23 protein-coding genes are annotated in these 24148 nt (G+C 70.1%); 9 read left to right on the top strand and 14 right to left on the bottom strand.

Annotation, left to right across the window (positions count from 1 at the left end; all coding sequences use genetic code 11):
* Positions 1-34: 34 nt before the first annotated feature.
* Both DES41_RS11165 and DES41_RS11160 read left to right on the top strand, forming a co-directional pair.
* Positions 35-880 carry a PPK2 family polyphosphate kinase gene (locus tag DES41_RS11165; protein WP_114467679.1) on the top strand — a complete coding sequence of 282 codons (846 nt, stop codon included), beginning with the start codon at positions 35-37 and terminating at the stop codon, positions 878-880.
* Positions 881-953: 73 nt separating this feature from the next.
* Positions 954-2396, top strand: coding sequence for an MFS transporter (locus DES41_RS11160; RefSeq protein ID WP_245965652.1), 1443 nt, complete (start codon positions 954-956; stop codon positions 2394-2396).
* A 7-nt stretch (positions 2397-2403) separates the two neighbouring features.
* Here the strand turns inward: DES41_RS11160 and DES41_RS11155 are convergent, their stop codons facing one another.
* The 3 genes from DES41_RS11155 to DES41_RS11145 form a co-directional block, all read right to left on the bottom strand.
* Positions 2404-3084: a Crp/Fnr family transcriptional regulator gene (locus tag DES41_RS11155; protein WP_114467677.1), complete on the bottom strand. Its 681-nt coding sequence runs from the start codon at positions 3082-3084 to the stop codon at positions 2404-2406.
* A gap of 71 nt (positions 3085-3155) precedes the next feature.
* Positions 3156-4730 (bottom strand): tannase/feruloyl esterase family alpha/beta hydrolase, encoded by a 1575-nt coding sequence (locus tag DES41_RS11150; protein ID WP_114467676.1) that lies wholly within the window; start codon positions 4728-4730, stop codon positions 3156-3158.
* Positions 4731-4877: 147 nt separating this feature from the next.
* Positions 4878-5582 (bottom strand): GAF domain-containing protein, encoded by a 705-nt coding sequence (locus DES41_RS11145; RefSeq protein ID WP_147282832.1) that lies wholly within the window; start codon positions 5580-5582, stop codon positions 4878-4880.
* 143 nt (positions 5583-5725) lie between these two features.
* Here DES41_RS11145 and DES41_RS11140 point away from each other — a divergent pair, with 143 nt between their 5' ends.
* The 4 genes from DES41_RS11140 to DES41_RS11125 are packed head-to-tail and all read left to right on the top strand — an operon-like array spanning position 5726 to position 9688.
* Complete coding sequence (locus DES41_RS11140; RefSeq protein ID WP_114467674.1) at positions 5726-6460, top strand: SDR family NAD(P)-dependent oxidoreductase; 735 nt, start codon at positions 5726-5728, stop codon at positions 6458-6460.
* Positions 6461-6492: 32 nt separating this feature from the next.
* A complete protein-coding gene (locus DES41_RS11135) occupies positions 6493-7767 on the top strand; it encodes an acyl-CoA dehydrogenase family protein (protein ID WP_114467673.1) in 1275 nt (424 codons plus the stop codon).
* Between the two features lie 2 nt (positions 7768-7769).
* Positions 7770-8837 (top strand): phosphotransferase family protein, encoded by a 1068-nt coding sequence (locus tag DES41_RS11130; RefSeq protein WP_114467672.1) that lies wholly within the window; start codon positions 7770-7772, stop codon positions 8835-8837.
* Between the two features lie 41 nt (positions 8838-8878).
* Positions 8879-9688, top strand: coding sequence for a FadR/GntR family transcriptional regulator (locus tag DES41_RS11125; RefSeq protein ID WP_114467671.1), 810 nt, complete (start codon positions 8879-8881; stop codon positions 9686-9688).
* Between the two features lies 1 nt (position 9689).
* On the opposite strand, the gene DES41_RS11120 is transcribed toward DES41_RS11125, so the two are convergent.
* Together DES41_RS11120 and DES41_RS11115 are read right to left on the bottom strand one after the other, a co-directional pair.
* Positions 9690-11243, bottom strand: coding sequence for an AMP-binding protein (locus DES41_RS11120; protein ID WP_114467843.1), 1554 nt, complete (start codon positions 11241-11243; stop codon positions 9690-9692).
* Between the two features lie 22 nt (positions 11244-11265).
* The gene (locus tag DES41_RS11115; protein WP_114467670.1) at positions 11266-12474 is read right to left on the bottom strand and encodes an ABC transporter substrate-binding protein; all 1209 of its coding nucleotides are present in this window, start codon (positions 12472-12474) and stop codon (positions 11266-11268) included.
* A gap of 112 nt (positions 12475-12586) precedes the next feature.
* Here DES41_RS11115 and DES41_RS11110 point away from each other — a divergent pair, with 112 nt between their 5' ends.
* Complete coding sequence (locus tag DES41_RS11110) at positions 12587-13627, top strand: alcohol dehydrogenase family protein (protein WP_114467669.1); 1041 nt, start codon at positions 12587-12589, stop codon at positions 13625-13627.
* Between the two features lie 4 nt (positions 13628-13631).
* Here DES41_RS11110 and DES41_RS11105 read toward each other — a convergent pair whose 3' ends face one another.
* The 9 genes from DES41_RS11105 to DES41_RS11065 form a co-directional block, all read right to left on the bottom strand.
* Complete coding sequence (locus tag DES41_RS11105; protein WP_170168140.1) at positions 13632-14828, bottom strand: ABC transporter substrate-binding protein; 1197 nt, start codon at positions 14826-14828, stop codon at positions 13632-13634.
* Positions 14829-14921: 93 nt separating this feature from the next.
* Positions 14922-15605 (bottom strand): histidine phosphatase family protein, encoded by a 684-nt coding sequence (locus DES41_RS11100; RefSeq protein WP_114467667.1) that lies wholly within the window; start codon positions 15603-15605, stop codon positions 14922-14924.
* A 327-nt stretch (positions 15606-15932) separates the two neighbouring features.
* Complete coding sequence (locus tag DES41_RS11095; protein WP_114467666.1) at positions 15933-16565, bottom strand: LysE family translocator; 633 nt, start codon at positions 16563-16565, stop codon at positions 15933-15935.
* Between the two features lie 3 nt (positions 16566-16568).
* Positions 16569-17537 (bottom strand): threonine dehydratase, encoded by a 969-nt coding sequence (locus DES41_RS11090; protein ID WP_114467665.1) that lies wholly within the window; start codon positions 17535-17537, stop codon positions 16569-16571.
* Positions 17534-18445, bottom strand: a complete 912-nt coding sequence (locus DES41_RS11085) for a PhzF family phenazine biosynthesis protein (RefSeq protein ID WP_114467664.1) — start codon at positions 18443-18445, stop codon at positions 17534-17536. Before DES41_RS11085 ends, DES41_RS11090 begins: the two co-directional genes overlap by 4 nt.
* 2 nt (positions 18446-18447) lie before the next feature.
* Complete coding sequence (locus DES41_RS11080; RefSeq protein ID WP_114467663.1) at positions 18448-19071, bottom strand: glutathione S-transferase family protein; 624 nt, start codon at positions 19069-19071, stop codon at positions 18448-18450.
* Entirely contained in the window at positions 19068-20285 is a 1218-nt protein-coding gene (locus DES41_RS11075; protein ID WP_114467662.1) for an aminotransferase-like domain-containing protein, read from the bottom strand. Before DES41_RS11075 ends, DES41_RS11080 begins: the two co-directional genes overlap by 4 nt.
* Entirely contained in the window at positions 20282-21217 is a 936-nt protein-coding gene (locus tag DES41_RS11070; protein WP_114467661.1) for a DMT family transporter, read from the bottom strand. Before DES41_RS11070 ends, DES41_RS11075 begins: the two co-directional genes overlap by 4 nt.
* The gene (locus DES41_RS11065) at positions 21214-21825 is read right to left on the bottom strand and encodes a LysE family translocator (protein ID WP_114467660.1); all 612 of its coding nucleotides are present in this window, start codon (positions 21823-21825) and stop codon (positions 21214-21216) included. Before DES41_RS11065 ends, DES41_RS11070 begins: the two co-directional genes overlap by 4 nt.
* Before the next feature lie 112 nt (positions 21826-21937).
* Here DES41_RS11065 and DES41_RS11060 point away from each other — a divergent pair, with 112 nt between their 5' ends.
* Both DES41_RS11060 and DES41_RS11055 read left to right on the top strand, forming a co-directional pair.
* Positions 21938-23350 (top strand): aminotransferase-like domain-containing protein, encoded by a 1413-nt coding sequence (locus DES41_RS11060; protein WP_114467659.1) that lies wholly within the window; start codon positions 21938-21940, stop codon positions 23348-23350.
* A gap of 66 nt (positions 23351-23416) precedes the next feature.
* The gene (locus DES41_RS11055; RefSeq protein WP_114467658.1) at positions 23417-24118 is read left to right on the top strand and encodes a 2OG-Fe(II) oxygenase; all 702 of its coding nucleotides are present in this window, start codon (positions 23417-23419) and stop codon (positions 24116-24118) included.
* The last annotated feature ends 30 nt before the right edge of the window (positions 24119-24148 follow it).

Below are 24148 nucleotides of genomic sequence, written 5' to 3'. Positions count from 1 at the left end.
TGCGGCCCCGCCAAGCGGCTGCTATCGTCGCCGCATGACCGCAACCACCACCCGCGGGCCCAGCGCCCGCAAGCTCGCCGCGCTGACCCATGGCAACCCCAAGGCCCGCTTCCGGCTGGCCGGCATCGACCCCTCGGCCAAGCCCTTCTCCAGCGGCGACAAAGCCCGCGACAAGGCCTCCGTGGAAGCCCTGGCGCTGGAGATCGACACGCTGCAGAACCTGTTCTATGCCGACAAGCGCTTCAAGCTGCTGGTGGTCCTGCAGGGCATCGACACCAGCGGCAAGGACGGCACGCTGCGCGGCGTGTTCGGTCGCGCCAGCCCGCTGGGCGTGCGGGCCGTGGGCTGGAAGGCGCCGACCGACGAGGAGAAGGCGCACGATGTGCTCTGGCGCATCCACCACGAAGTGCCGCGTGCCGGCGAGATCGTGGTCTTCAACCGCAGCCACTACGAGGATGTGCTGGTGCCCGTGGTGCATGGCTGGATCACGCCCGAGCAGCAGCGCCAGCGCTACGCCCACATCAACGACTTCGAGCGCATGCTCTGCGAGACCGGCACCGTCGTTTGCAAGTTCCTGCTGCACATCGGCAAGGACGAGCAGCGCGAACGCCTGCAGGCGCGGCTGGACGACCCGGCCAAGCGCTGGAAATTCCAGTCCGAAGACCTGGCCGTGCGCGCCCAGTGGGACGACTACCAGCGCGCCTACCAAGACGCCGTCGCGGCCACGGGCACGCCCTGGGCGCCCTGGACCATCGTGCCCGCGGACTCCAAGACGCACCGCAATCTCATGATCGCCACGCTGCTCAAGCACAAGCTCGAAAGCCTGCAGCTGCGCTACCCACCGGATGCGCCGGACCTGCCCAAGGGAAAGATCGTGTGAGCAGCGCGCCGGGCTGCCCCAAGCCAGCCGGCGTCCGCCGGGCGGGACAGGCCGCAGGCCGAAGGTTGCAACAGTGAGCGCAGCTGCTGATGCTGCAGACGCGGCGCCGGTGGGCTGGCGCACCCGGCTGATCCCCGTCGTTGTCGCCTGTCCGCTGTTCCTGCAGAACCTGGACACCTCGGTCATGGCCACTGCGCTGCCCAGCATCGCGCGCGCGCTCGACGTGCAGCCGCTGCGGCTGAACCTGGCCATCACGGCCTACCTGCTCAGCCTGGCGGTGTTCCTGCCGCTGTCGGGCTGGTGTGCCGAGCGCTTCGGCGCGCGCCGCGTGTTCTGCTGGGCCATCGGCCTGTTCGCGCTGGGCTCGGCCCTGTGCGGCATGGCGCAGACGCTGCACCAGCTGGTGCTGTTCCGCATCCTGCAGGGCATGGGCGGTGCGCTCATGGTGCCGGTCGGCCGGCTGATCCTGCTGCGCAGCGTGCCGGCCGCGCTGATGGTCTCGGCCATGGTCTGGTTCACGGTGCCGCCCACCATCGGGCGCATGCTGGGGCCGCTGTTCGGCGGCGCCATCGTGAGCTTCACCTCCTGGCGCTGGATCTTCTTCGTCAACGTGCCCTTCGGCTTGCTCGGCATCGCGCTGGCGCTGCACTTCCTGCCTGGCCCGCGGCCGGGCGAGGCGGCACCGGCGCCACCGCGGTTCGATGGCGTCGGCTTCGGCCTGCTCGCGCTGGGGCTGACCGCGGTGCTCGGCACCGTCGAGATCGCTGGCAAGGGCTTGGTGGCGGGCTGGCTGCAGTGGCTGGCCGGCGGCGTGGGCGTGGCCGCGCTCGGCATCTATGTCTGGCGCAGCCGGCGCACCGCGGCGCCGCTGATCGACCTCACCATCCTGCGGCACCCGACCTACCGCGCCTCCATCGTCGGTGGCATGCCGCTGCGGATCGCCATCGGCGCCTCGCCCTTCCTGCTGCCGCTGATGATGCAGCTGGGCTTTGGCCTCTCGCCGCTGGAGTCGGGCCTGATCACGGTGGCCACGGCCGTCGGTTCGCTGGCCACGCGCGTGGTGGTCACGCGCACCATCGGCTGGCTGGGGTTCAAGCCGCTGCTGCTGGGCACCACGGTGATGACCAGCCTGGCCTACGCCAGCTACAGCCTGTTCACGCCGGCCACGCCGCACCCGCTGATCTTCGCCACGCTGATGCTGGGCGGGCTTGTCAACTCCATGGGCATGGTGGCGCTGCAGACCCTGGGCTACTCGGAGATCCCCAAGCCGCGCATGAGCCACGCCACCACGCTCGCGACGATGGCGCAGCAGCTGTCGCTCTCGCTGGGCGTGCTGTTCGGGGCGGCGCTGCTGGGCCTGGCTGCGCACTGGCGCGGCGGCGACCCGGCGCACCTGGCGGCGGGCGACTTCGCGCCGGCCTACTGGGCCATCGCCTGCGTCACCCTGCTGTCGCTGCTGTGGTTCGTGCGGCTCGACCCCAATGCCGGGGCCGAGCTGCGCGGGCCGGCGTCCTAGGGCCGGATCAGGGATAGCGCGACAGCCCTTGCCGGTCCATGACCACGAGGTAACCATAGCCGCGGCGGATCAGCCCAGCGGCCTCCAGTTCGGTCAAGGCGGTGTTGACGCGCTGGCGCGAGACGCCCACCAGCCAGCCCAGTTCCTCCTGGTTGATGCGCAGCGTGGCGTCGGTGTTCGGGTACAGCACGGGATGGAACAGGCCCGAGATGCCGCGTGCCACACGCGCCGTGGGTTCGAGCAGCCGGTCGAACTTCACCATCGCGATGAACTGCCCGAGCCGCTCGTTCAGGTGCGACAGCATGAAGTGGTTGAACGGGATGCTGCGCTCCAGCAGCCAGCCGAAGGTCTTGCGCGGCAGGTGCACCGTGACGGTCGGGCGCGTGGCCATGATCTCGTACTTGCGTTGCTCGGGCTTGAGCAGCGAGCCTTCGCCGACCCAGCCGCCCGGCGCGACGCCGGTGTACATGATCAGCCTGCCGTCCAGCGTCGTGTCCTGCACGCTGAGGAAGCCCTCCATCACTCCCACCCAGCTGTCGGCGATCTCGTCGCGCTGGCAAACGTGCGAATGCGCTTCGTGGCAGCGCACGGTCAGGGCTTCGAACGCCGCACTGCGCTCGGCCTGCGTCAACGCGCGGGGCCAGCTGCAGCGTTCGAAGAAGGCGGCAAGTTCGCCGGGTGTCGGCATGGGGCCGGTGCGCTGTACAACCGGCGGTGCCGCCGGCCCCGGAGAGCCCGGCGCGGCACCGCCGGCCTGCATCAAGGCGCCGTGCAGGTGTAGTTGCTGGCCAGCGCCGCGGCTGCCGCGTTGTTCGCGGGGCCCGTGTAGCGCGCGTACTGCGGGTACTGGCACAGCGGCCGGGTGAACTGCGTGGCGCCGGCCACCACCTTGCGTGCGGTCAGCGTGCCCGGTGCCGTGTTGTTGCTGACCCAGGCATCGAGCGCGGCCAGCAGGTCGGCATCGTCGGCGCCAGGCCCGCCCGCGCAATGGTTCACGCCCGGCGCGATGTAGTAGCGCGCGAACTCGTTCATCGCGGCCTGGCCGCCCACGGCGGCCGTGGCGGCCTGGTAGTAGGCGGTGGTGGCCTTGTGACTCAGCGCCGCGTCGTTCCCGCCGTGCCAGAGGATGAGCTTGGCGTTGCTGTTCTTGAAGGGCCGCAGGTCGGCGTTCGTCGCATCGTTCAGCGCCGCCAGCGCGTAGACCGCGTTGAGGTTGGCATCCCAGGTGTAGGCGAGCGAGTCCTGCGCCGGGTTGCGCGCCAGGTAGTTCTTGACGGTCGTGTCCTGGAACAGGTATTGCAGCGCGCTGCGCACGTCGGGCGTGCCGCTGACCCAGGTGGCCCAGGCGCCGGGGTCGTCCTCGTTGCCGGTGAGGGCCCAGCCCGCGTTCGTGTAGGCGCCGCCGGCCCAGGAGGCCGTGGAGGTCCACGAGGAAACGGCCGCCAGCTGTGCGTCGGACAGGCAGGCGTTGCCGGTGTCGGCGCCGCCGACGCAGCGCAGCACGGCCGGGTCGAAGCTGCAGGCCTGCGGGTTGCCGACCACGCCGTCGACGATGCCGTCGCCGGCATCGCAGGCGTTGCGCACCGCGGCCGCCAGCGTGGCCACCTTGGCCGGGCTGAAGCCGCCGCCCGGCGCGGCCAGGGCCTTGGCCGTGCGGTTGAACTGGCCCATGAAGCCGACCCAGTTGTAGGCCGGCGCGCGCGCGATGATGCCGTCGAAGAGGTTGGGGTTGCGCTGGGCCGCCATCAGCGCCTCGCGCCCGCCGTTGGAGCAGCCCTCGAAGTAGGCGCGGTCGGGCTGCTTGCCGTAGGCGGCCTGCACCATCTCGCGGGCCGACGACAGCACCGTGGGCACCGACAGCGAGCCGAACAGGTTGGCGGCGTAGGTGTCGTTCAGGGCGAAGTCGGCCGAGAGCACGTTGCCCTGGTGGCCGGAGTCGCTGTTGACCGTGGCATAGCCCTGCGTGAGCGCGTTGAGGTTGGGGCCCGAGAGATCGGGAATGGCGCCGTTGTAGCCGCCACCGCCGCCGTAGTAGAGCTTGCCGTTCCACTGCTGCGGCAGGCGCAGTTCCAGGTTGAGTTGCGGCGCGATGGTCGCGTTGACCTTGCAGTACAGCGGCGCGGCGCCACTGGCCGCGACGGTGGCGGCCGTGGCCACCGTGGCGCCAGCGAGCGTCTTGCCCGCCAGGGCCGCGCACGCCTGCTCGGCCGTGGCCGATGCGTTGCCTGTGCCCCCGTCGTTGTCGTTGTCATCCCCGCCGCAACCCACCAGGGCGGCGGCGGCCAGGACGGAAAGGCTGAAGCGGAACAGCGGAAAACCTGCATGACTCTGCATATCGTCTCCTCTCGTTGGTGTGAACTGCCGCAGCCAGTTTGTCACGCAGCGCGCTTTGACAATGTCAGCGGCCAAACAATTCGGACGCGAAAAGCAGGGGGTTTTCCCGAGGGCGCCAGGGACCCCCGGGATGCGTGCGGGGGCCGCTCAGGCGCGGCGCGCCTTGCGCAGCCGGTAGCCGAACTGGCGCAGCGTGAGGCCCAGCGCATCGGCGGCGCGTGCCTGCTTGCCGCCGTGCAGCAGCAGCACGCGCTCCAGTTCTTCCCGGGTGTGCGAGTGGGCCGGCAAATATTGCCGTACCAGCGGACGCGGCGCGCTCAGGCGCAGCCGCTGGCCGGCCAGCGCGGCCAGCACGCGCAGCAACGCCAGGTCGTCGTCCAGCGAGCGGTCGGCCTGGCGGCTGCGGTGGCAGCTGAGCACGCCCACGGTGCGCGCCTCGACCTGGATCGGCAGCGCCAGGAAGGCCTGGCCCTCGTTCGGCAGCTTCTCGCGGGCCACACTGCGCGCCAGGAAGCGCGGCTCCGCATCGATGTCGTGCACCAGCACCGCCTGCCCGGTGTCCAGCACCAGGCCTGTCACGCCCTCGCCGAGCGCGTAGACGCCGCGCGCGATCTCCTGGTCCGTGAGCCCGTGCGCCAGATGGATGCGCGCGTGCGTGTCGCCCGGCATCACGAGCACGATGCGGGCACGCTGCAGGTCCAGCAGCGCGTCCATCTGCTCCAGCATGGCACGCAGCAGCGGGTCGGGCGTGCCGGTGTCGCCCAGGCGCTGCACCAGCAGGCCGAGCAGCTGCAGTTCCAGCGTGCGCCACTGCGCACCGGAGCTGGGCGGGGAGGAGGGCAGGGTCGCCATGGCCAAGTGGTGTGCAATTCGCGTGCCGATATCGGCTTGCGTGCCGCCGCAGTCGTGTAACAGTGCTGTGAAGCTTCGTGTGATTGACTGTTTGTCTGACAATGAGATAAGGTCGGACACTGCAACACAGCGGAGACAAGCGGATGGACGAACTCGATTTCAGCGGCAAGACCGTGCTGGTGGTGGGCGGCTCCAGCGGCATCGGCAACGGCATCGCGCAGGCGTTCCGGCGCAAGGGCGCCACCGTGCACGTGGCCGGCACCCGTGCCAGCGCGGCCGACTACGCAGGCTCGCCCGATTCGCAGCTCGATGGTCTCAACTACCACCGCATCGACGCGGGCAACACCGAAGAGATCGAGGCGTTCGCGCCGCCGTTCGACCGGCTCGACGTGCTGGTGCTGTCGCAGGGCCAGGTGCTCTACAAGCGCCAGGAGTTCAAGACGCCGGCCTTCAAGCAGGTGGTCGACGTGAACATGACCAGCCTGATGACCTTCGCCGAGAAGTTCTACGCGATGCTCAAGGCCAGCCAGGGCTCCATCATCACGATCAGCTCGACGGCGGCCTTCCACGCGGTGCGCGGCAACCCGGCATATGCGGCATCGAAGGCCGGCGCCTTCGGCCTCACGCGCACGCTGGGCGATGCCTGGGCGCGCGATGGCATCCGCGTGAACGGCATCGCGCCGGGCTTCGTCGCCACCAAGATGACGCGCGTGACCACCGACCACCCTGAGCGCAAGGAGGCGGCGATCGACCGCATTCCGCTGGGCCGCTTCGGCACGCCGACCGACATGGCCGGCGTGGCGCTGTTCCTGGCTTCGCCGCTGGCCGCCTACGTGATCGGCCAGACCATCCCGGTCGACGGCGGCCTGACGCTCTGATTCCATCCACATTGCATTGAGGGGGGCCACCCATGTCCTGGGACTTCGAGACCGATCCTGAATTCCAAACCCAGCTCGACTGGGTCGAGCGTTTCGTCGACGAGGAGGTCGAGCCGCTGGAGCATGTGCTGGGCAGCCCCTGGGACATCCACGACCCGCGCTTCACCACGCTCGTGCGCCCGCTGCAGGCGCAGGTGAAGGAGCGCAAGCTGTGGGCCTGCCACCTCGCGCCGCACCAGGGCGGCCAGGGCTACGGGCAGATGAAGCTCGCGCTGCTCAACGAGATCCTGGGCAAGGCGCACTTTGCACCCATCGTGTTCGGTTGCCAGGCGCCTGACACCGGCAACTCGGAGATCCTGTCGCACTACGGCAGCGAGGCGCAGAAGAAGAAGTACCTGGAGCCGCTGCTGGCCAACCAGATCGTCTCGTGCTTCGCGATGACCGAGCCGCAGGGCGGCGCTGACCCCAAGGTGTTCAAGACGCGCGCCGTGCAGCAGGGCGGCGACTGGGTCATCACCGGCGAGAAGTGGTTTGCATCGAACGCGCGCTATGCGGAGTTCTTCATCGTGATGGTGGTAACCGACCCCGACGCACCGCCGTACCAGCAGATGTCGATGTTCATCGTGCCCAAGGACGCACCGGGCCTGAGCATCATGCGCAACGTGGGCCTGGCCGACGAGCCCGTGCCCACGCACGGCTACCTGAAGTTCGACGGCGTGCGCGTGCCCGCGGCCGACATGCTGGGCCAGCCCGGCGAGGCCTTCGCCGTGGCGCAGACACGGCTGGGCGGCGGGCGCATCCACCACGCCATGCGCACCATCGGCCAGGCGAAGAAGGCCTTCGACCAGCTGTGCGAACGCGCGCTGTCGCGCACCACCCAGGGCGAGTTGCTGGCCGACAAGCAGATGGTGCAGGAGAAGATCGCCGATTCGTGGTGCCAGCTCGAGCAGTTCCGCCTGCTGGTGCTGCGCACGGCCTGGCGCATCGACAAGCACAAGGACTACCTGAAGGTGCGCAAGGACATCTCGGCCGTCAAGGCGCTCATGCCCAAGGTGCTGCACGACATCGCCGAGCGTGCGCTGCACATCCACGGCTCGCTGGGTGCCTCGCTCGAGATGCCCTACACCGACCAGCTGGTCCTCTCGTACCACATGGGCCTGGCCGATGGGCCGACCGAGGTGCACAAGGTGACCGTGGCCAAGCAGGTGCTGCGCGACTACGTGGCCTGCCCCGACCTGTTCCCGGCCTACCACCGGCCGCGCGCCAAGGCGGCGGCCGAGGCCAAGTACCGCCACCTGCTCGGCTGACGATGGCGCAAGCGCAAGCTGTTGTGCAGCCGTGGGCCGAGCTGGTCGATCTGGAGCGGCTGGCGGCGTGGATGGACGGCCAGGGCCTGGGCGGCGGGCCGATCGCGCAGGTGCAGCCGCTGACGGGAGGCACGCAGAGCGTGTTGCTGCGTTTCATGCGCGGCGGCCGCGGCTACGTGCTGCGCCGCCCGCCCGCCCACCCGCGTGCTGATGGCAACAAGACCATGCAGCGCGAGGCCCAGGTGCTGGCCGCGCTGGCCGGCAGCCGCGTGCCGCACCCCGCGTTGATCGCCGCCTGTGCCGACCCGCAGGTGCTGGGCGCGGCCTTCTACCTCATGGAGCCGGTGGAGGGTTTCAACGCTTCTGTGGACCTGCCGCCGCTGCACACCGCCGACGCCGCGCTGCGCCACCGCATGGGCCTGTCGATGGTTGACGCGCTGATCGAACTGGGCGATGTCGACCATGCGGCCGCCGGCCTGGCGGGCCTCGGAAAGACCGAGGGCTTCCTCGAACGCCAGGTGCCGCGCTGGCGTGCGCAGCTCGAGAGCTACCACGACTACGCGGGCTGGCCCGGGCCGGCCGAGATCCCCGGCATCGCTGCGGTGGCCGACTGGCTGGAGCGGCACCGGCCGGCCAGCTTTCGCCCCGGCATCCTGCACGGCGACTTCCATCTGGCCAACGTGCTGTTCGCGCCCGGCAGCGGCGAGGTGGCCGCCATCGTCGACTGGGAGCTCGTCACCATCGGCGACCCGCTGCTCGACCTGGGGTGGCTGCTGGCCACCTGGCCCGAGCCCGAGGCCGAGCCCGAACCGCTGTTCCGCACCCAGCCCTGGCAGGGCTTCGCCACGGCCGAGGAACTGGTGGCGCGTTACGCCGGGCATGGCCGACGCGGCGTGGAGCACCACGTCTGGTACGAGGTGCTGGCCTGCTACAAGCTCGGCCTGATCCTGGAGGGCACCTACGCGCGCGCATGCGCCGGCAAGGCCAGCCGTGAGGCTGGGGCGCTGCTGCACGCCCACACGCTGCTGCTGTTCCGGCGCGCTTTGCGGCGGCTGGAGCGGCACGGTTGAGCTTGGCGACAATCGGTCTCTTTGGAATTGCGGAGAGCGGCATGGCGGAAGGCGGGACAGGGCAACAGACCACGGAGGCAGGGCCGGCGTTCGCGTTCGACAAGCTCAAGCGGGTGCCGTCCTACCGCATGCTGGCCGAGGCGGTCACGCTGCAGATCCTGGACGGCCGGCTGCGCGCCGGCGATCCGCTGCCGACCGAGGCCCAACTGTGCGAGACCTTCGGCGTCAACCGCTCCACCGTGCGCGAGGCGGTGCGTGTGCTGGAAGAGGCCAGCCTGCTGCGGCGCGAGACCAGCCGGCGCTTCGTCATCAGCCACCCGTCGAACGCCGACCTGGGCGTGCAGTTCGAGCGCATGGTGCAGCTGCAGGAGATCAGCTTCCAGGAGCTCTGGGAGACGGTGCGCGCCGTCGGCCCGGCGATGACGCGCCTGGCGGCTGAGCGCGCCACCGATGCGCAGCTCGACGCGCTGCAGGACCACCTCGCGCTGCTGCAGCAGGCGGTCGAGGCGCGTGCGTCGCTGGTCGATCTCAACATCGTGTTCGACGACATGGTGGCGCGCATGAGCGGCAACCGCGCGCTGCTGCTGGCCCACGAGACCATGTGGCGCCAGATGTACCCGCGCTACCAGGCGGCCGTGTTCGACCACGTGCCCGCGGCCAGCAAGCGCATGCTGGAATCGCGACGGGCCACCTTGGCCGCGCTGCGCCGGCGCGATGCGGACGAGGCCGAGCAGTGCACCATCCGGCACATCGTGGACTTCAAGCGCGGCTACGAGCTGGCGCAAAAGCAGATCGCAGAGCAGGATGCCGCGCCGGCGGCCCGTCCCAGGGCGGCGCGCAAGAAGGCCTGATTCAGCCTTCCTCCGCGAAGCGCGCCCGCACCGCCTTCTTGTCGAGCTTGCCGATCGTCGTGACCGGCAGTTGGGCGACGAAGCGGATCTGCTTGGGCACGCTGACGGCGCCCTTGTGCTCGCGCACCAGCGCCATGAGTTCTTCCGCCGTGGCCGACTGGCCCTGCTTGAGCACGACCATGGCCCGCACCTGCTCGCCCCACTTGGGGTCGGGCACGCCCACCACGGCGGCCGAAGAAACCGCCGGGTGCAGTGCCAGCACATCCTCCACCTCGCGCGGGTAGACGTTGAAGCCGCCGCTAATGACCATGTCCTTGGAGCGGTCGACGATGTAGAGATAGCCGTCGGCATCCTGGCGCGCCAGGTCGCCGGTGTAGAGCCAGCCATTGCGCAAGGCCTTGGCGGTTTCGTCGGGCTTCTTGAGGTAGCCGGCCATGACCAGCGGCGAGCGCAGGCAGATCTCGCCCACTTCGCCTTGCGGCACCTCGCGGCCCTGTTCGTCCAGCAGCCGCAGCTGGTTGCCGATCACCGGCAATCCGCACGAGGCCAACCGCTCGGGGTGGTGCTCCGGGTCGTGGTCGCGCTGGCGCAGCACCGTGATCATCATCGGCGCCTCCGACTGGCCATACAGCTGCATGAAGACCGGCCCGAGCCGGCGCATGCCCTCGGTGAGCCGGCTCGGCAGCATGGGCGCGGCGCCATAGGCCACCATCTGCAGGCTGGAGAGGTCGGCATCGGCCAGCCGCGGATGGTCCAGCAGCACGTAGAGCATCGTCGGCACCAGGAAGGTGGTGGTGATGCGGTGGCGCTCGACCAGGTCGATGAACTTGTCGGCGCCGAAGCCATGCGTCAGCACCACCGTGCCGCCGCGCAGCAGCGTGGGCAGGATGAAGGTGCCGGCCGCGTGGGTGATGGGCGTCAGCGCCAGGTAGCGGGTCTCCTGCGGCCAGTCCCAGTCGGCCAGCTGCATCAGCGTCATCGCCACCTGCACGCGGTGGGTGTGGACCACGCCCTTGGGCACGCCGGTGGTGCCCCCGGTGTAGACCAGCACGGCCACGTCGTCGGCGCTGGCGCGCGGCAGCAGCGGGGCGGGCGTGGCGTCGCGGCAGAGGGTGTCGATGTCGGTGCCGGCGTCCGTCGGCGCCAGCCACCAGACGCGCTGGATGCCGGTGCGCGCGGCCAGCCGCTCGCCGCGCTCGCGGAACAGGTCGGGGTCGACGAACAGCGTGCCCACGCCGGCATCCGTCAGCAGGTAGGCCTGGTCGTTCTCCGATGCGGTGGGGTTGATCCAGCCCACGCGCAGGCCCATCAGGTAGCCGGCGCACGAGACCAGGAAGGCCTCGGGCCGGTTGCCCGACAGCGAGGCGATGGTGTCGCCCTTCTGGAGGCCCTGGGCGTCGAGTGCGGCGATCAGCCGCGCCAGCTGTGCACCGAACGCGCGGTAGCTGGTCTGGCGTTCGCCGTGGATGAAGGCGGTGCGGTCGCCGCCGCGCTGGAGCGCGGTGACGATGAGGTCGCCGAGCGAGCCGAGTTGCGTGAGTTCTGGCGCCATCATCGATTTGCCCTTCACTTGCCCTTCACTTGCCCATGACTTCGCCGAAGCGCACCCAGCGCGTGCCGTCGAACCTGGCGAGCTGCATGGATTCGACCATCGCGAAATCGGTGGCGCTGGTGTTCACCGTGATGCCGGGCAGGAGCAGCGGCGCGGTGGCACCCTGCAGGCTGGCGGCCTGGCGCATCAGATTCTCGCGCGTGAGGTTGTCGCCGGCCTGCCGGATGATCTGCGCCATGACGGCCGCCGACGACACGGCGATGCCGTTCATGAGGTCGTTCGGGTCGCCCTCGGGGTAGTACTTCTTCATGAAGTCCAGGTACCACTTCATGCCGGCATCGTCGGCCCATTGCTGGTCGGCCGTGTCCTTGAGCCACAGCACGGTGACGAGGCCGTTGGACGCATCGATGCCGGCCGGCTTGAGTACCGCGCCCACCGACGACGAGATCGACACCAGGTACTGCGCGGTCGGCTTCCAGCCCAGCTCGTGCACCTTGCGCACCGCCAGCGCGGCGGCCTTGGGCGAGGCCAGGTTCACGAACACGTTGGCGCCCGAGCTCTTGAGCGCCACCATCTGCGAGTCGACCGTCGGGTCGGTCGCCTCGTACGAGGCGTCGGCCACCACCACCTGCTTGAGCTTGTCGCCCAGGCCTTCCTTGAAGCCGTTGTAGTAGTCCTTGCCGAAGTCGTCGTTCTGGTAGAGCACGGCCACCTTGGCGTTGGGCACGGTCTTGAGGATGTGCTCGGCGTAGATGCGGCCCTCGGCGTGGTAGGTCGGCAGCCAGGCCATGGTCCACGGGAAGTTCTTCGGGTCGTTCCACTTGGTGCCGCCGCTGGACGCCAGCAGGTGAGGCACCTTCTTGCCGTTCAGGTACTTGTGGATGGCGGTGTTGGTGGGCGTGCCGATGGTGCCGTAGACGGCTAGCACCTCGTCCTGCTCGACCAGGCGGCGCGTGGTCTCCAGCGTCTTGGGCGGGCTGTAGGCGTCGTCCAGCGAGACCAGGTTGATCTTGCGGCCGTTGATGCCGCCCTGCTCGTTGATCCACTTGAAGTACGCCAGCTGCGTCTTGCCCAGCGTGGCGTACGACGACAGGGGGCCGCTGTAGGGAATGGACTGGCCGAGCTTGATCTCGGTGTCGCTCACGCCCGGGCCGTAGGCCTTCTGGGCCAGCGCGGGCAGCGTGGCCAGCAGCACCGAGGCGGCCGCCAGGATCTTCGTCAGGGGTCTCGTCATTGCCTTGTCTCCAGGATCGCGCGGTGGCGTCAGTTGGTGCATGAATGACAGATTGTCAGACAAGCAGACTGTATAGTTTGAGGCGAGGCAACGTCAACCCAGGAGACCCGGCATGAAGGCACTGCGCTACCACGGCACCCGCGACATCCGCCACGAAGCGATGGACGATCCAGCGCTGCAATCCGATCGCGACGCCATCGTGAAGATGCGCAGCTGCGCCATCTGCGGGAGCGACCTGCACATCTTCCACGGCCATGGCTTCTCCACGGACACGGGCTTTTGCGTCGGCCACGAAGCCGTGGGCGAGGTGGTGGAGGTGGGCCGCGCCGTCACACGGCTGAAGGCGGGCGACAAGGTGATGATCCCCGCCTCGGTCGGCTGCGGCGCCTGCCGCTCCTGCCTGGCCGGCAACGTCAACTGCTGCGAGAGCGGCCAGGGGTCGTGCTACGGCATCTCGGCCGCGCTGCAGGGCCTGCAGGCAGAAGCCTTCCGCATTCCCGCGGCGGATGCCAACGCCGTGAAGATCCCTGACGGACTGACCGAAGAACAGGCGTTGATGCTGACCGACGGCATGGCCACGGCCTGGTTCGGCGTGCGCCAGGCTGACGTGCGTCCGGGCGCCAGCGTGGCTGTGATCGGGCTCGGCCCCATCGGCCTGATGGCCGTGGACAGCGCCTTTGTCATGGGCGCGCGCCAGGTCTACGCCATCGACCCCGTGCCCGAGCGCCGCGCGCTGGCGGCCCAGGCCGGTGCCATCGCGCTGCACCCCGGCGAGGCCCTGGAGACCATCCGCGAACAGACGCAGGGCCGCAAGGTCGACAGCGTGGTCGAGGTCGTGGGGCTGGACGCCACGCTGGACATGGCCTGGCGCCTGGTCGGCCGGCGCGGCACGGTGTCGGCCATCGGCGTGCACCAGACGCGCCGCTACACGCTGCCGCTGGAGCGGCTGTTCGCCAACGGCGTGACCTTCCGCACGGGCACCTGCTCGGTCTCGGAAGAGCTGCCGGCGCTGTTCCCGCTGGTGGCTTCTGGCCGGCTGCGGCCCGAGCGGCTGATCAGCCACCGCATGCCCTTGTCGCAGGGCGCACAGGCCTATGCGCTGTTCGATGCGCGCGAGGCCGGCGCACTGAAGATGGTGCTCACGCCGGATTGATGTCTCAGTCGCCGATCGGCTCGCCCAGCAGCGTCCACTTGGTGCCGTCGAAGCGCTGCATCTGCAGCTTCTTGTAGGGGTTGTAGTCGTTGGGCGAGAACGTGAGCTTCACGCCGGGCGTGAGCATGGGTGCGGCGTAGTCCAGCGTGCTGAGCGTCTTGAGCAGGCCTTCGCGCGTGAGGTCCTTGCCGGTCTCGCGCAGCGCATGCTCCAGCGTGTTGGCGGCGATGTAGGCGAACACGTTGCTCATGTTGTTGAGGTCGCCCTTGGGGTAGTACTTCTTCATCCAGGCCAGCCAGTCCTGGTAGTCCTTGTCGTTGGCCCAGCGCGTGTCGGTCGGGTCCTTGATGGCGGTGGCGGTGATGATGCCCGTCGCCTTGTCCAGCCCGGCGTTGGTGAAGGTCGGCGACACGTTGGCCGAGATGTAGCTCATGTAGATGGTCGGCTTCCAGTTCAGGTCCGCCATCTTGCGGATGGCCTGGCTGGACTGCTTGGACAGCGAGCCCAGCAGCACCACGTCCACGCCGGCCGACTTGAGCGCCACGATCTGCGAGTCCACGGTTGGGTCGCTCACCTCGTAGCCTTGCTCGCTGATGACCATCTTGGCCGCCTTGTCGCCCAGGCCGGCCTTGATGCCGCGCAGGTAGTCGCGGCCGAAATCGTCGTTCTGGTAGAGCACGCCGACCTTGGCGTCGGGCTTGTTCGCGAGGATGTGCTTGGCGTAGATGCGCGACTCACCGTAGTAGGTCGGCAGGTAGGGCACCGTCCAGGGCAGGTCCTTGGGGTTCTGGAACAGGTGCGAGCCCGAGTTGACGAAGAACTGCGGCACCTTCTTGGCGTTGAGGTACTTGGTGACCGACGACGACGCCGCCGTGCCCTGCGGCGCGAAGATCATGAATACGCCTTCCTGCTCCACGAGCTTGCGCGTCTGCTCCACCGTCTTGGCTGGCGTGAACGCGTCGTCCATGGGCAGCCAGGTGATCTTGCGGCCGTGGATGCCGCCGGCTTCGTTGAGCCGCGTGAAGTAGGCCTCGGTGGAGGCCGCGACCACGCCGTAGGCCGAGGCCGGGCCGCTCAGCGGCTGGGTCGAGCCGATCTTGATCTCGGTGGCGGTGACCCCGGGCGTCTGGGCGGCCGCGGGGGCGGCCCAGGCCGCGAGGATCGAAAGGCCCAGGCTGAGGGCGGAAGTGCGCAAGCGCATGTGTCGTCTCCTTCGTTGGAATGGTGCAGCCATGGTCGACATGCCCATGTCCGCACGCATCGTCCGAAGCGACGAATCACATGGCTGGAACCTTCACGCGAAGGTGATCCAGCCCGCGTGGTCCGGATGGTCCAGGTGCGGCAGCGTGTTGTAGGTCAGCAGCACATGCCGGCTCTGGGTGTAGACGAATTCCGTCACGGCGCTGTTGCGGATGCGCATGTTGAGGTCGATGGTGGTCTCGGGCGCCGTGCCCAGCACCTGGCCCACGGCCGTGGAGATCGGCCCGCCGCTGGAGACCAGCAGCACGTTGCCGGTGTGGCGCGTGCGCACGTGGTCGAGCACGGCCGCGATGCCGTCGCGGAATTCCACATAGGTCGGCATGCCCTCGGGCTGCACGCGGCCGGCCATCCAGGCCGTCAGGCCCTGGCGCAGCACGCGGAAGTGGTGCTTGTACAGCTCGGGCGTGGTGGGCTTTTGCAGCGCCTCGGGGTGCACCGTGGCGATCACGGCCGCGCTGTCGTACTCGTTGAGGCCGGGCCAGGCCGAGGGCTCGGGCAGCGGCGGCGTGCCGGCGGCTTCCATGCCTTGCTGGATGCCGGCAAAAGTCTGCGCGTGGCGGCGCAGCGTGCCGGTCAGCGTGGCCTCGAACGCGATGCCCTTGAACGCGAAATACTCGCCCAGCCGCACGCTCTGGCGCTGGCCTTGCGCGCTGAGCTGGTCGTAATCGTCGGCACCGAACGAGGCCTGGCCGTGGCGCACAAGGTAGAGGGTTCCCATGGCGCGCGACTGTAAGGCAGGCGGTTGGCAGGGCTGTCACGGCTGAGACGCGGTCACGGCAGGCCGGACTACCATGCTGTGCCGTTTCCAAACTCACCAGGAAGAAGATGACTTCACCCAGCGATCCCCAGGATGCGACACCGTTCGGCGCCTGCTTGCCCGGTGACGCGCGCCGGGCATTTGTCGCTGCGGCACTGGCCGCACGCAGCGAGGCCTTGCAGTCCGGTGAGTGCTTTGCTGCGGACGAGGTCCACGCCTACCTGCGTGCACGCGCGCTCGGGCGGGCTGCGCAGCGGCCGACCGCTACACCTTGGCGCGGAGTCTGACTCACTTGCGCTCGATCAACGCCACCCGCAGCGCCAGGAACGCCAGCACCGAGCCCATCACATAGCGCTGCGCGCGCATCCAGCCTGCGCTGCGCGAGAGAAGCCCGGTGATGCTGGCGGCACCGAAGATGACCAGCGTGTTGACGGCTGCGCTGGCCGCGATCTGCACCGCGCCCAGCTGCAGCGCCTGCAGCAGCACGCTGCCGTGCTCGGGATGCAGGAACTGCGGGAAGAAGGACAGCGTGAACAGCGCGACCTTGGGATTCAGCAGGTTGGTCAAAAAGCCCATGCGCAGCAGCGTGCCGGTGGAGTGCACGGGCAGCTGGCGCGCCTGGAACGGGCCGCTGCCGCCGGGCTTGAGCGCCTGCCAAGCCAGCCAGGCGAGATAGGCCGCACCCACCGCCTTGATCGCGCCGAACGCGAAGGGCACCGCCAGCAGCAGGGCCGTGAGGCCGAAGGCCGCCGCCAGGATGTGAACGACGAAGGCCGCCAGCACGCCGGCCAGCGACACCAGGCCCGCGCCGCGGCCCTGGCTCAGCGTGCGCGAGACGCAATAGAGCATGTTGGGGCCGGGCGTCAGCGCCATGGCCAGCGTGGCGAGGGCGAACCAGCCCAGGTCGTGCAGGGGAACCATGTGTCACTCCTTGGAAAGCACTTCGGCGAACATGGGCGCGTCCACGTTGCCGCCGCTCAGCACGGCGCCCACGGCCAGGCCGCGCAGCGCGGCACGTTCCTGGAGCGCGGCAGCGAAGCCGGCAGCGCCGGCGCCTTCGGCCACGTTGTGCGTGTCGATAAACAGCGCGTGCATGGCGCTCGCCACTTCCGCATCCGTCACCTGCACGACATGGTCCAGACCGCCGGCGAGGATCGCCAGCGCTTGCTCATCGGCCACGCGGCAGGCCATGCCGTCGGCCAGCCGCGTGGTGACCGGGGACTCGACCACGTGGCCGGCCGCGAGGGAGTCGGCATAGGTCGTGGCATGTGCGCTGACCACGCCGACGATGCGCGCCGCATGGCCCAGCGCGCGCTTGGCCGCAATGGCCGCACAGGCGCCCGAGCCCTGGCCGATCGGCACGTAGACCACGTCGAGTTGCGGCACGGCGCGCAGGAATTCCCACCAGTAGGTGGCCACGCCCAGCACCAGCGCCTGGTGAAAGCTCGGCACCATGTGGGCACCACGCTCGGCCGCGAGGCCCATGGCGTACTCGCGGCTTTCCTGGAAGTCATGGCCGTGCTCGATCAGCGTGGCCCCCAGCGCGCGCATGGCGGCGTTCTTCTCGACCGAGTTGCCGTGCGGCACGACGATGGTGCAGCGCACGCCATGGGCGCGCGCGGCCCAGCCGATGCTCTGGCCATGGTTGCCGCGCGTGGCGCTGACGACCTCGGCGGGCAGCGGGCCGGCCGCCGCCAGCGCGGCGAAGTAGGTCAGGCCGCCGCGGATCTTGAAGGCGCCGACCGGCGTGTGGTTCTCGTGCTTGAGCCAGCAGTCCGTGCCCAGGCGCTGGCTGGCCAGTGCCCAGCGGTGCTGGGGCGTGGCCGGAAAGGCGCCGTGGACGAGCGCGGCGGCGCGCTCGATCTCGGCCCGCGTGGGCAGGGTGGCGGTCATAGCGTCACCGTGCCTGCGATGCACACGACGGAGTGCCCGCCCACCCAGACCTGCCCCTCGGCGTCGCGCGCGATGTGGACCATGCCGTCGCGGCCCAGGCAGGCGCCTTGCGTGGCCACGTAGGGCGCGGCGATGTGTTCGTCGGCGATCAGCCATTGCGCCAGGCTCGCGTTGAGGCTGCCCGTCACCGGATCTTCCAGGATGCCGCTGGCCGCCGCGAACGCGCGCACCACCAGCGATGGCGCCTCGGTTGGCGCGGGGGCCGATGCGCCGAAGGCCCGGGCCTCGCGGTTGCCCCGCGCGATCAGCGGCGTGGCGGCCGCGCCGTCCAGCGCGGCCACGCCGATCTTGTGGCCCAGCGCCTTGAGCACCACGTGGTCCGGCTGCAAGCGCAGCACCGTGGTCGGGTCGTCCAGCAGCAGCGTGAACCAGACCGGGCCGTTGTCCAGCACCTGGCTGCTGACGATCTGTGCGGCCTTCAGGCCCAGGGCCGAGGCGACCTGGGCCAGCTCGGTCGGGCGTGGCGCGCTGCGCTTGAGCGCCGGTGCCGCGAAGGCCAGGCGTTCGCCCTCGCGCCGGATGCGCACCAGGCCCGCGCCGCATTGCTGCACGATGGTTTCGCCGCCCCGCGGCTGGCCGCCGGCGGCCAGCCAGGCGTGGCAGCTGCCCAGCGTGGGGTGGCCCGCGAAGGGCAGTTCGCCGCCGGGCGTGAAGATGCGCAGCCGGTAGTCGGCGCCGGGCTCGGTCGCCGGCAGCACGAAGGTGGTCTCCGACAGGTTGGTCCACTGCGCGAAGCGCTGCATCTGCGCGTCGGTGAGGCCGGAGCCGTCGAGCACCACGGCCAGCGGGTTGCCGTAGTAGGGCTGGTCGGTGAAGACATCGACCTGGCGGAAGGGGCGCGATGGCATGCTCATGACAGGCCCATGTCGAGCACGCCGGCTGCGCCGGGCCGTCCGCTGACGGCCTGGTACCAGCGGTCCAGTTGGGGGCGCGCCGGACGTGCCAGAGGCAGGCCATACCAGCGGTGGACCTCGCAGGCCACGGGGATGTCGGCCATGGTGAACTCGTCGCCGGCCAGGTAGGGGCGGCGTGCGAGCTCGGCGTCCAGCAGGTCGAGCAGGGGCTCGGTCTCGGCGACGGACTGCGCGATCAGCACGTCGTCGCGCTGCTCGACCGGCGTGCGCACGAGTTGCAGGAAGGCGCCGCGGCCAGCCGGGTTCAGCGTGGTCTGCTGCCAGTCCATCCACATCTCGGCGGTGAAGCGCGTGGCCAATGGCTCGGGGTACAGCGTGCCGGCGGCGTGGCGCGCGCAGAGGTAGCGCACGATCACGTTGGACTCCCACAGCGTGGCGTCGCCGTCTTCCAGCAGCGGCACCATGCCGTTGGGGTTCCTGGCGCGGTAGTCGGGCTCGGTCACCAGGCCGAAATGGCCGCCCGCGTCGGTGCGCTGGGCCGACAGGCCCAGTTCCTGCACGGCGAAGACCACCTTGCGCACGTTGATGGAGCTCATGCGGCCCCAGATGTGGAGCGTCATAGCTGGACGGGCGTGGCAGGCCGCCCCGTGCGTTGCGTCTCCATCGCCTCGCGGATGGTCTGCGCCAGCGCCGCGATGCCGATGTCGATCTGGCTGGTGCTGGCCGTCACGAAGGACAGGCGCATGGTGTTGCTCTCGGGCACATCGGCATAGAACGCGGCACCGGGCACGAAGGCCACGTTGCGCTCGACCGCGCGCGGCAGCAGCGTGACGGCATCCAGCCCGGCCGGCAGCCGCACCCACAGGAACATGCCACCGACCGGCCGGCTCCACTGCACGCCGTCGGGCATCTCACGTTCGAGCGCCCTCAGCATGTGGTCGCGCTGGCTCTTGTACAACGCACGGATGGTCGGCACGTGGCGCGCCAGGAAGCCGTCCTGCATGACCTGCGCCACCATGCGCTGGTTGAAGCTGGGGCTGTGCAGGTCGGCCGCCTGCTTGGCCTGCAGCAGCTTGGGATAGATGGCCGGCGGTGCCACCAGGAAGCCCAGCCGCAGGCCCGGTGCCAGCACCTTGGAGAACGAGCCCAGGTACAGGCAGCCCTCGGGGTTGCGTGCGGTCAACGGGGCCGGCGGCGGCTGTTCGAACCACAGGTCGCCGTAGGGGTTGTCCTCCAGCAGCGGCACGCCGGCGTTGGCGGCGGCGGCCACCACGGCGGCGCGGCGCTCCTCGCTCATGGTGCGGCCGGTCGGGTTCTGGAAGTTCGGCAGCAGGTAGGCGAAGCGGGCGCGCTCGGCGCCCTGGCCGGCCTTGGCGGCCAGGTCGTCGGCGCGCACGCCTTCGTCGTCGCTGGCGACCGACACGGCACGCGGCTCCATCGGCGCGAAGGCCTGCAGCGCGCCCAGGTAGGTGGGCGTTTCCACCAGCATGCGGCTGCCGCTGTCCAGCAGGATCTTGGCCACGAGGTCCAGGCCCTGCTGCGAGCCGGTGGTGATCAGCACCTGCGCCGGGTCGACCTTCCAGGGCAGGCCGGCGGCCACCATCTCGCGCAGCGGGCCGTAGCCCTCGCTGGCGGCGTACTGCAGCGCGGCCGGGCCGTCTTCGGTCAGCACCTTCTCGCAGGCGGCGCGGAATTCAGCGACCGGGAAGGTCTTGGGCGAGGGCAGGCCCCCGGCGAAGCTGATGATGCCGGGCTTCTCGGTGACCTTGAGGATCTCGCGGATCACCGAGGGGTTCATCTTTTCGGCGCGTGCGGCCAGGGTCCAGGACATCATGTGCTCCTTGAGGCGGTCTTGGTTGTTGGTGCGGAAGAGGTTCGGGCCAGATTCTTGCCCAGGACGACCGTGGCGACCACGGCGGCGGCGAATCCCAGGGTGACGGTGTCCAGCGTTTCGCCCAGCAGCGGCACCGCGGCCAGGATCGACAGGAAGGGTTGCAGCAGCTGCGTCTGGCTCACGCGCAATGTGCCGCCCAGGGCCAGGCCGCGGTACCAGGCGAAGAAGCCGATCCACATGGAGAACACGCCCACGTAGACGAAGCCTGCCCAGGCGCTGGGCGCCACCGGCGTCGTGGGCCACAGCCACAGGGTGGCCGGCAGCGTGAGCGGCAGCGCCAGCACGCAGACCCAGCAGATCACGCGCTCGGCACCGAGCTCGGGCGTGACCTTGGCGCCGTACACATAGCCGACCGAGGCCGCGATGACGGCGCCCACCAGCAGCAGGTCGGCCCATTCGAAGCCGAAGCCGCCGCCGTGCTGCGCCGCGCGCAGCACCGAGAACACCACCACGAGCGCGCTACCGGCTGCAGCGCAGAGCCAGAAGCCCAGCGCGGCGCGCTGGCGCATCACCGCCGCCGCGACGGCCGCCGTGGCCAGCGGCAGCAGCGCCGTGATGACGGCCGCATGGCTGGCCGTGACGACGCGCAGCGCATAGGCCAGCAGCAGCGGGTAACCCACCACGTTGCCGATTACGGCCATGGCCAGCGGCCACAGGTGCCGGCGCGCCGGCAGCGGCGAGCGCGTGGCCAGGAGGAACAGGACCGACAGGCCGCCCGCCAGCGCGGCGCGGCCCAGCGTGACGAACCAGGGCGACAGCTGCGGCGCCGCGGCCGTGCCGGTGGCCAGCCGCGTCATGGGCAGCGTGATGGCGAACAGCGCCACGCCGACCACGCCCAGCCACAGGCCCAGGGTTTCGTCGCGTGTGGTCATGCACCTGCCTTCGCTTGCAGCATCCAGACCGCCGTGAGCACCAGCACCGCTGCCATCACCCGGTTGAAGCACAGCAGCCTGCGGCCCTGGGCCAGCCAGTTGCGCAGCAGCGCGCCGATCAGCGCATAGGCCAGGTTGCTGAAGAACGCGAAGCACAGCATGAGCGGCAGCACGACGGCCAGGCGCTGCAGCAGGTCGTCGCGGCCGGCGATCCAGCCCGCGACGATGGCCAGTGCCAGCATCCAGGCCTTGATGTTCACGAACTGCAGCGCGATGCCCTGCACGAAGCCGACGTCGAGCCGGCGCGCATCGGCCTCGCCGAGCCGGGCGCTGCGCGCCAGCTTGAAGGCCAGCCACAGCAGGTAGGCCACGCCGAACAGCTTGATCGCCAGCGCCAGCGCGGGCTGGGCCACCACGAGCGCACCGACACCGGCCGTGCACAGCAGCAGCACCAGGCCCCAGCCGGCGGGCACGGCCCAGATGAAGGGCATGGCGTGGCGCAGGCCGTGGTTGGCCGCCAGCGCCGACGACAGCGTCGTGTTCGGCCCCGGCGAGAAACTCATCGCCGTGGCCAGCAGCAGCAGGGCACTCAGTTCGCTTGCATTCATGGGGATACAGACTCTATAGTCACGACCAACACACTACCAATACAGTTTGTGTTGTCTGTAACGCTACTGTATTGCCCGACAAGCCGATACATCTCCTGACAGGACGCCCACCATGCTGATGCGCACCGCCTCGCAGTCGCTGACCGAACAGCTGGCGGCGCATTTCGCCGAGCGCATCGGCGACCGGCTGCTGGCTGCCGGCACACGCCTGCCCTCGGTGCGCCAGTGTGCCGAGCAGCACGGCGTGAGCCCGGCCACGGTGGTGGCGGCCTACGACCGGCTGCTGGCCCAGGGCCTGGTGGAGGCGCAGCGCAACCGCGGCTTCTTCGTGCGCGAGCAGCGCGCGGCGCCGCCGGCTGCGGCGGCGGCCAGCCCCTCGCTGGCCGCTTCGCCGGGCTGGCGCCGCCAGGTCGACGCAGCGGCCCTCATGCGCGGCATGTTCCAGAGCGGCAGCCAGCTGCCGCAGCCCGGCATCGGCGTGTTCCCGGTGGATTGGCTGGCCGGCGACATCGTGGCCGCGGGCGTGCGCCGGGTCACGGCGGGGCAGGGGCTCAAGGCCTTGTCGCTGCAGTACGGCGATCCGTCCGGCGATCCGGCGCTGCGGCGTGCGCTGTCGCACAAGCTGGCCGACCTCAGTGTGCCGGCCGCGCCCGAGCAGATCCTCACCACCGTGGGCGCCACGCATGCGCTGGACCTGGTGAGCCGCACGCTGCTGCGCGCCGGCGACCATGTGATGGTGGAAGAGCCCGGCTGGGCCATCGAATTCGCGCGTCTGCAGGCACTGGGCGCGGTGATCCTGCCCGTGCCGCGGCGTGCCGACGGGCCCGACATCGAGGTCATGGCGCGCTACTGCGCGGCCCATGCGCCCAAGCTGTTCGTGAGCGTGAGCGTGCTGCACAACCCCACGGGCTACTGCCTCACGCCGGGCAGCGCGCACCGCGTGCTGACCCTGGCCAATGCGCACGACTTCCACATCGTCGAGGACGACACCTACAGCCACCTGGCGCCCGACCACGCCACGCGGCTGTGTGCGCTGGACGGGCTGCAGCGCACGATCTACGTGAGCGGCTTCGCCAAGATCCTGGCACCGGGCTGGCGCGTGGGTTACCTGGCTGCGCCGACCGACCTTGTCGAGCGGCTGCGCGACACCAAGATGCTGACGACGCTGACCACGCCCGCGCTGCTGGAGCAGGCCATGGCCTGGTGCATCGAGCAGGGCCAGCTGCGCCGCCACGCCCAGCGCGTGCGCACGCGGCTGGACCAGGCGCGCGCGCGCAGCGTGAAGCTCGCACGGGCGGCCGGCTGCCGGTTCGTCAGCGAGCCGGCCGGCCTGTTCGGTTGGGTCGACACGGGCGTGGACACCGAAGCCCTGGCCCTGCGCCTGCTGGACGAGGGCTACCTGCTGGCGCCCGGCGCGCTGTTCCACGCCGGCCGCAAGCCCGGCACGCTGATGCGCATCAACTTCGCGACCACGCAGGCGCAGGCCTTCTGGAAGGTGTTCGAGCGCGTGCGCGGGGCGATGTAGCGGGCGGCAATTGGAGCGCAAGGAACGGGGTGCGGCCGCCGATGCGGCGGCCTAGACTGCCCGCCCATGCAGACATCGCTCCTTGCCGATACCGCCGTGGACATGGCCGCCGCGCTGGACGCCGAAGGCCATGCCCTTCTGCCCGGCCTGCTGGCGCCCGCGCAATGCGCGGCGCTGGCCGCGCTGTACCCGCAGGATGCGCTGTACCGCAGCACGGTGGTCATGGCAAGCCACGGCTTCGGCCGTGGCGAATACCGTTACTTCGCCTACCCGCTGCCGCCCCTGCTGGCAGAGCTGCGCCAGGCGCTGTACCCGCGGCTGGTGCCCACCGCGAACCGCTGGAACCAACTGCTCGGCAGGGCGCTGCGCTATCCGGCGACGCTGGACGCCTTCCTCGCGCGCTGCCACCGCGCCGGCCAGACGCGGCCCACGCCGCTGATCCTGTCCTACGGCCCGGGCGACTACAACTGCCTGCACCAGGACCTGTACGGCGAGCATGTGTTCCCGCTCCAGGTGGCGATCCTGCTGTCGCGGCCCGGGGTGGATTTTTCCGGTGGCGAGTTCGTGATGACCGAGAGCCGGCCAGGCGAGCAGCGCGCCCATGTGGTGCCGCTGGCGCAGGGCGACGGCGTGGTCTTCGCCGTGCACGAGCGGCCGGGGCCGGGAGCCACGGGCCGCATGCGCCGGCTCGCCATGCGCCATGGCGTGAGCCGGCTGCTGGCCGGCCAGCGCCACACCGTCGGCCTGATCTTCCACGACGCGGCCTGAATTCGGCCGCAAGAACCGGAGTGCTTGCGC

It is taken from the genome of Pseudorhodoferax soli (assembly GCF_003337555.1).
Lineage (GTDB): Bacteria > Pseudomonadota > Gammaproteobacteria > Burkholderiales > Burkholderiaceae_C > Pseudorhodoferax > Pseudorhodoferax soli.
Note: the sequence above shows the minus strand (reverse complement) of the source record. Positions and strands in the feature narration are given on the sequence as shown.

Bases quoted from the DNA above. Each gene is read 5' to 3' on its own strand.
- DES41_RS11085 (WP_114467664.1), bottom strand. From the start codon at position 18,445: ATGCCATCGCGCCCCTTCCGCCAGGTCGATGTCTTCACCGACCAGCCC.
- DES41_RS11115 (WP_114467670.1), bottom strand. From the start codon at position 12,474: ATGACGAGACCCCTGACGAAGATCCTGGCGGCCGCCTCGGTGCTGCTG.
- DES41_RS11125 (WP_114467671.1), top strand. From the start codon at position 8,879: ATGGCGGAAGGCGGGACAGGGCAACAGACCACGGAGGCAGGGCCGGCG.
- DES41_RS11130 (WP_114467672.1), top strand. From the start codon at position 7,770: ATGGCGCAAGCGCAAGCTGTTGTGCAGCCGTGGGCCGAGCTGGTCGAT.
- DES41_RS11105 (WP_170168140.1), bottom strand. From the start codon at position 14,828: ATGCGCTTGCGCACTTCCGCCCTCAGCCTGGGCCTTTCGATCCTCGCG.
- DES41_RS11135 (WP_114467673.1), top strand. From the start codon at position 6,493: ATGTCCTGGGACTTCGAGACCGATCCTGAATTCCAAACCCAGCTCGAC.
- DES41_RS11070 (WP_114467661.1), bottom strand. From the start codon at position 21,217: ATGACCACACGCGACGAAACCCTGGGCCTGTGGCTGGGCGTGGTCGGC.
- DES41_RS11100 (WP_114467667.1), bottom strand. From the start codon at position 15,605: ATGGGAACCCTCTACCTTGTGCGCCACGGCCAGGCCTCGTTCGGTGCC.
- DES41_RS11140 (WP_114467674.1), top strand. From the start codon at position 5,726: ATGGACGAACTCGATTTCAGCGGCAAGACCGTGCTGGTGGTGGGCGGC.
- DES41_RS11095 (WP_114467666.1), bottom strand. From the start codon at position 16,565: ATGGTTCCCCTGCACGACCTGGGCTGGTTCGCCCTCGCCACGCTGGCC.
- DES41_RS11060 (WP_114467659.1), top strand. From the start codon at position 21,938: ATGCTGATGCGCACCGCCTCGCAGTCGCTGACCGAACAGCTGGCGGCG.
- DES41_RS11120 (WP_114467843.1), bottom strand. From the start codon at position 11,243: ATGATGGCGCCAGAACTCACGCAACTCGGCTCGCTCGGCGACCTCATC.
- DES41_RS11110 (WP_114467669.1), top strand. From the start codon at position 12,587: ATGAAGGCACTGCGCTACCACGGCACCCGCGACATCCGCCACGAAGCG.
- DES41_RS11090 (WP_114467665.1), bottom strand. From the start codon at position 17,537: ATGACCGCCACCCTGCCCACGCGGGCCGAGATCGAGCGCGCCGCCGCG.
- DES41_RS11145 (WP_147282832.1), bottom strand. From the start codon at position 5,582: ATGGCGACCCTGCCCTCCTCCCCGCCCAGCTCCGGTGCGCAGTGGCGC.
- DES41_RS11055 (WP_114467658.1), top strand. From the start codon at position 23,417: ATGCAGACATCGCTCCTTGCCGATACCGCCGTGGACATGGCCGCCGCG.
- DES41_RS11150 (WP_114467676.1), bottom strand. From the start codon at position 4,730: ATGCAGAGTCATGCAGGTTTTCCGCTGTTCCGCTTCAGCCTTTCCGTC.
- DES41_RS11075 (WP_114467662.1), bottom strand. From the start codon at position 20,285: ATGATGTCCTGGACCCTGGCCGCACGCGCCGAAAAGATGAACCCCTCG.
- DES41_RS11155 (WP_114467677.1), bottom strand. From the start codon at position 3,084: ATGCCGACACCCGGCGAACTTGCCGCCTTCTTCGAACGCTGCAGCTGG.
- DES41_RS11165 (WP_114467679.1), top strand. From the start codon at position 35: ATGACCGCAACCACCACCCGCGGGCCCAGCGCCCGCAAGCTCGCCGCG.
- DES41_RS11080 (WP_114467663.1), bottom strand. From the start codon at position 19,071: ATGACGCTCCACATCTGGGGCCGCATGAGCTCCATCAACGTGCGCAAG.
- DES41_RS11065 (WP_114467660.1), bottom strand. From the start codon at position 21,825: ATGAATGCAAGCGAACTGAGTGCCCTGCTGCTGCTGGCCACGGCGATG.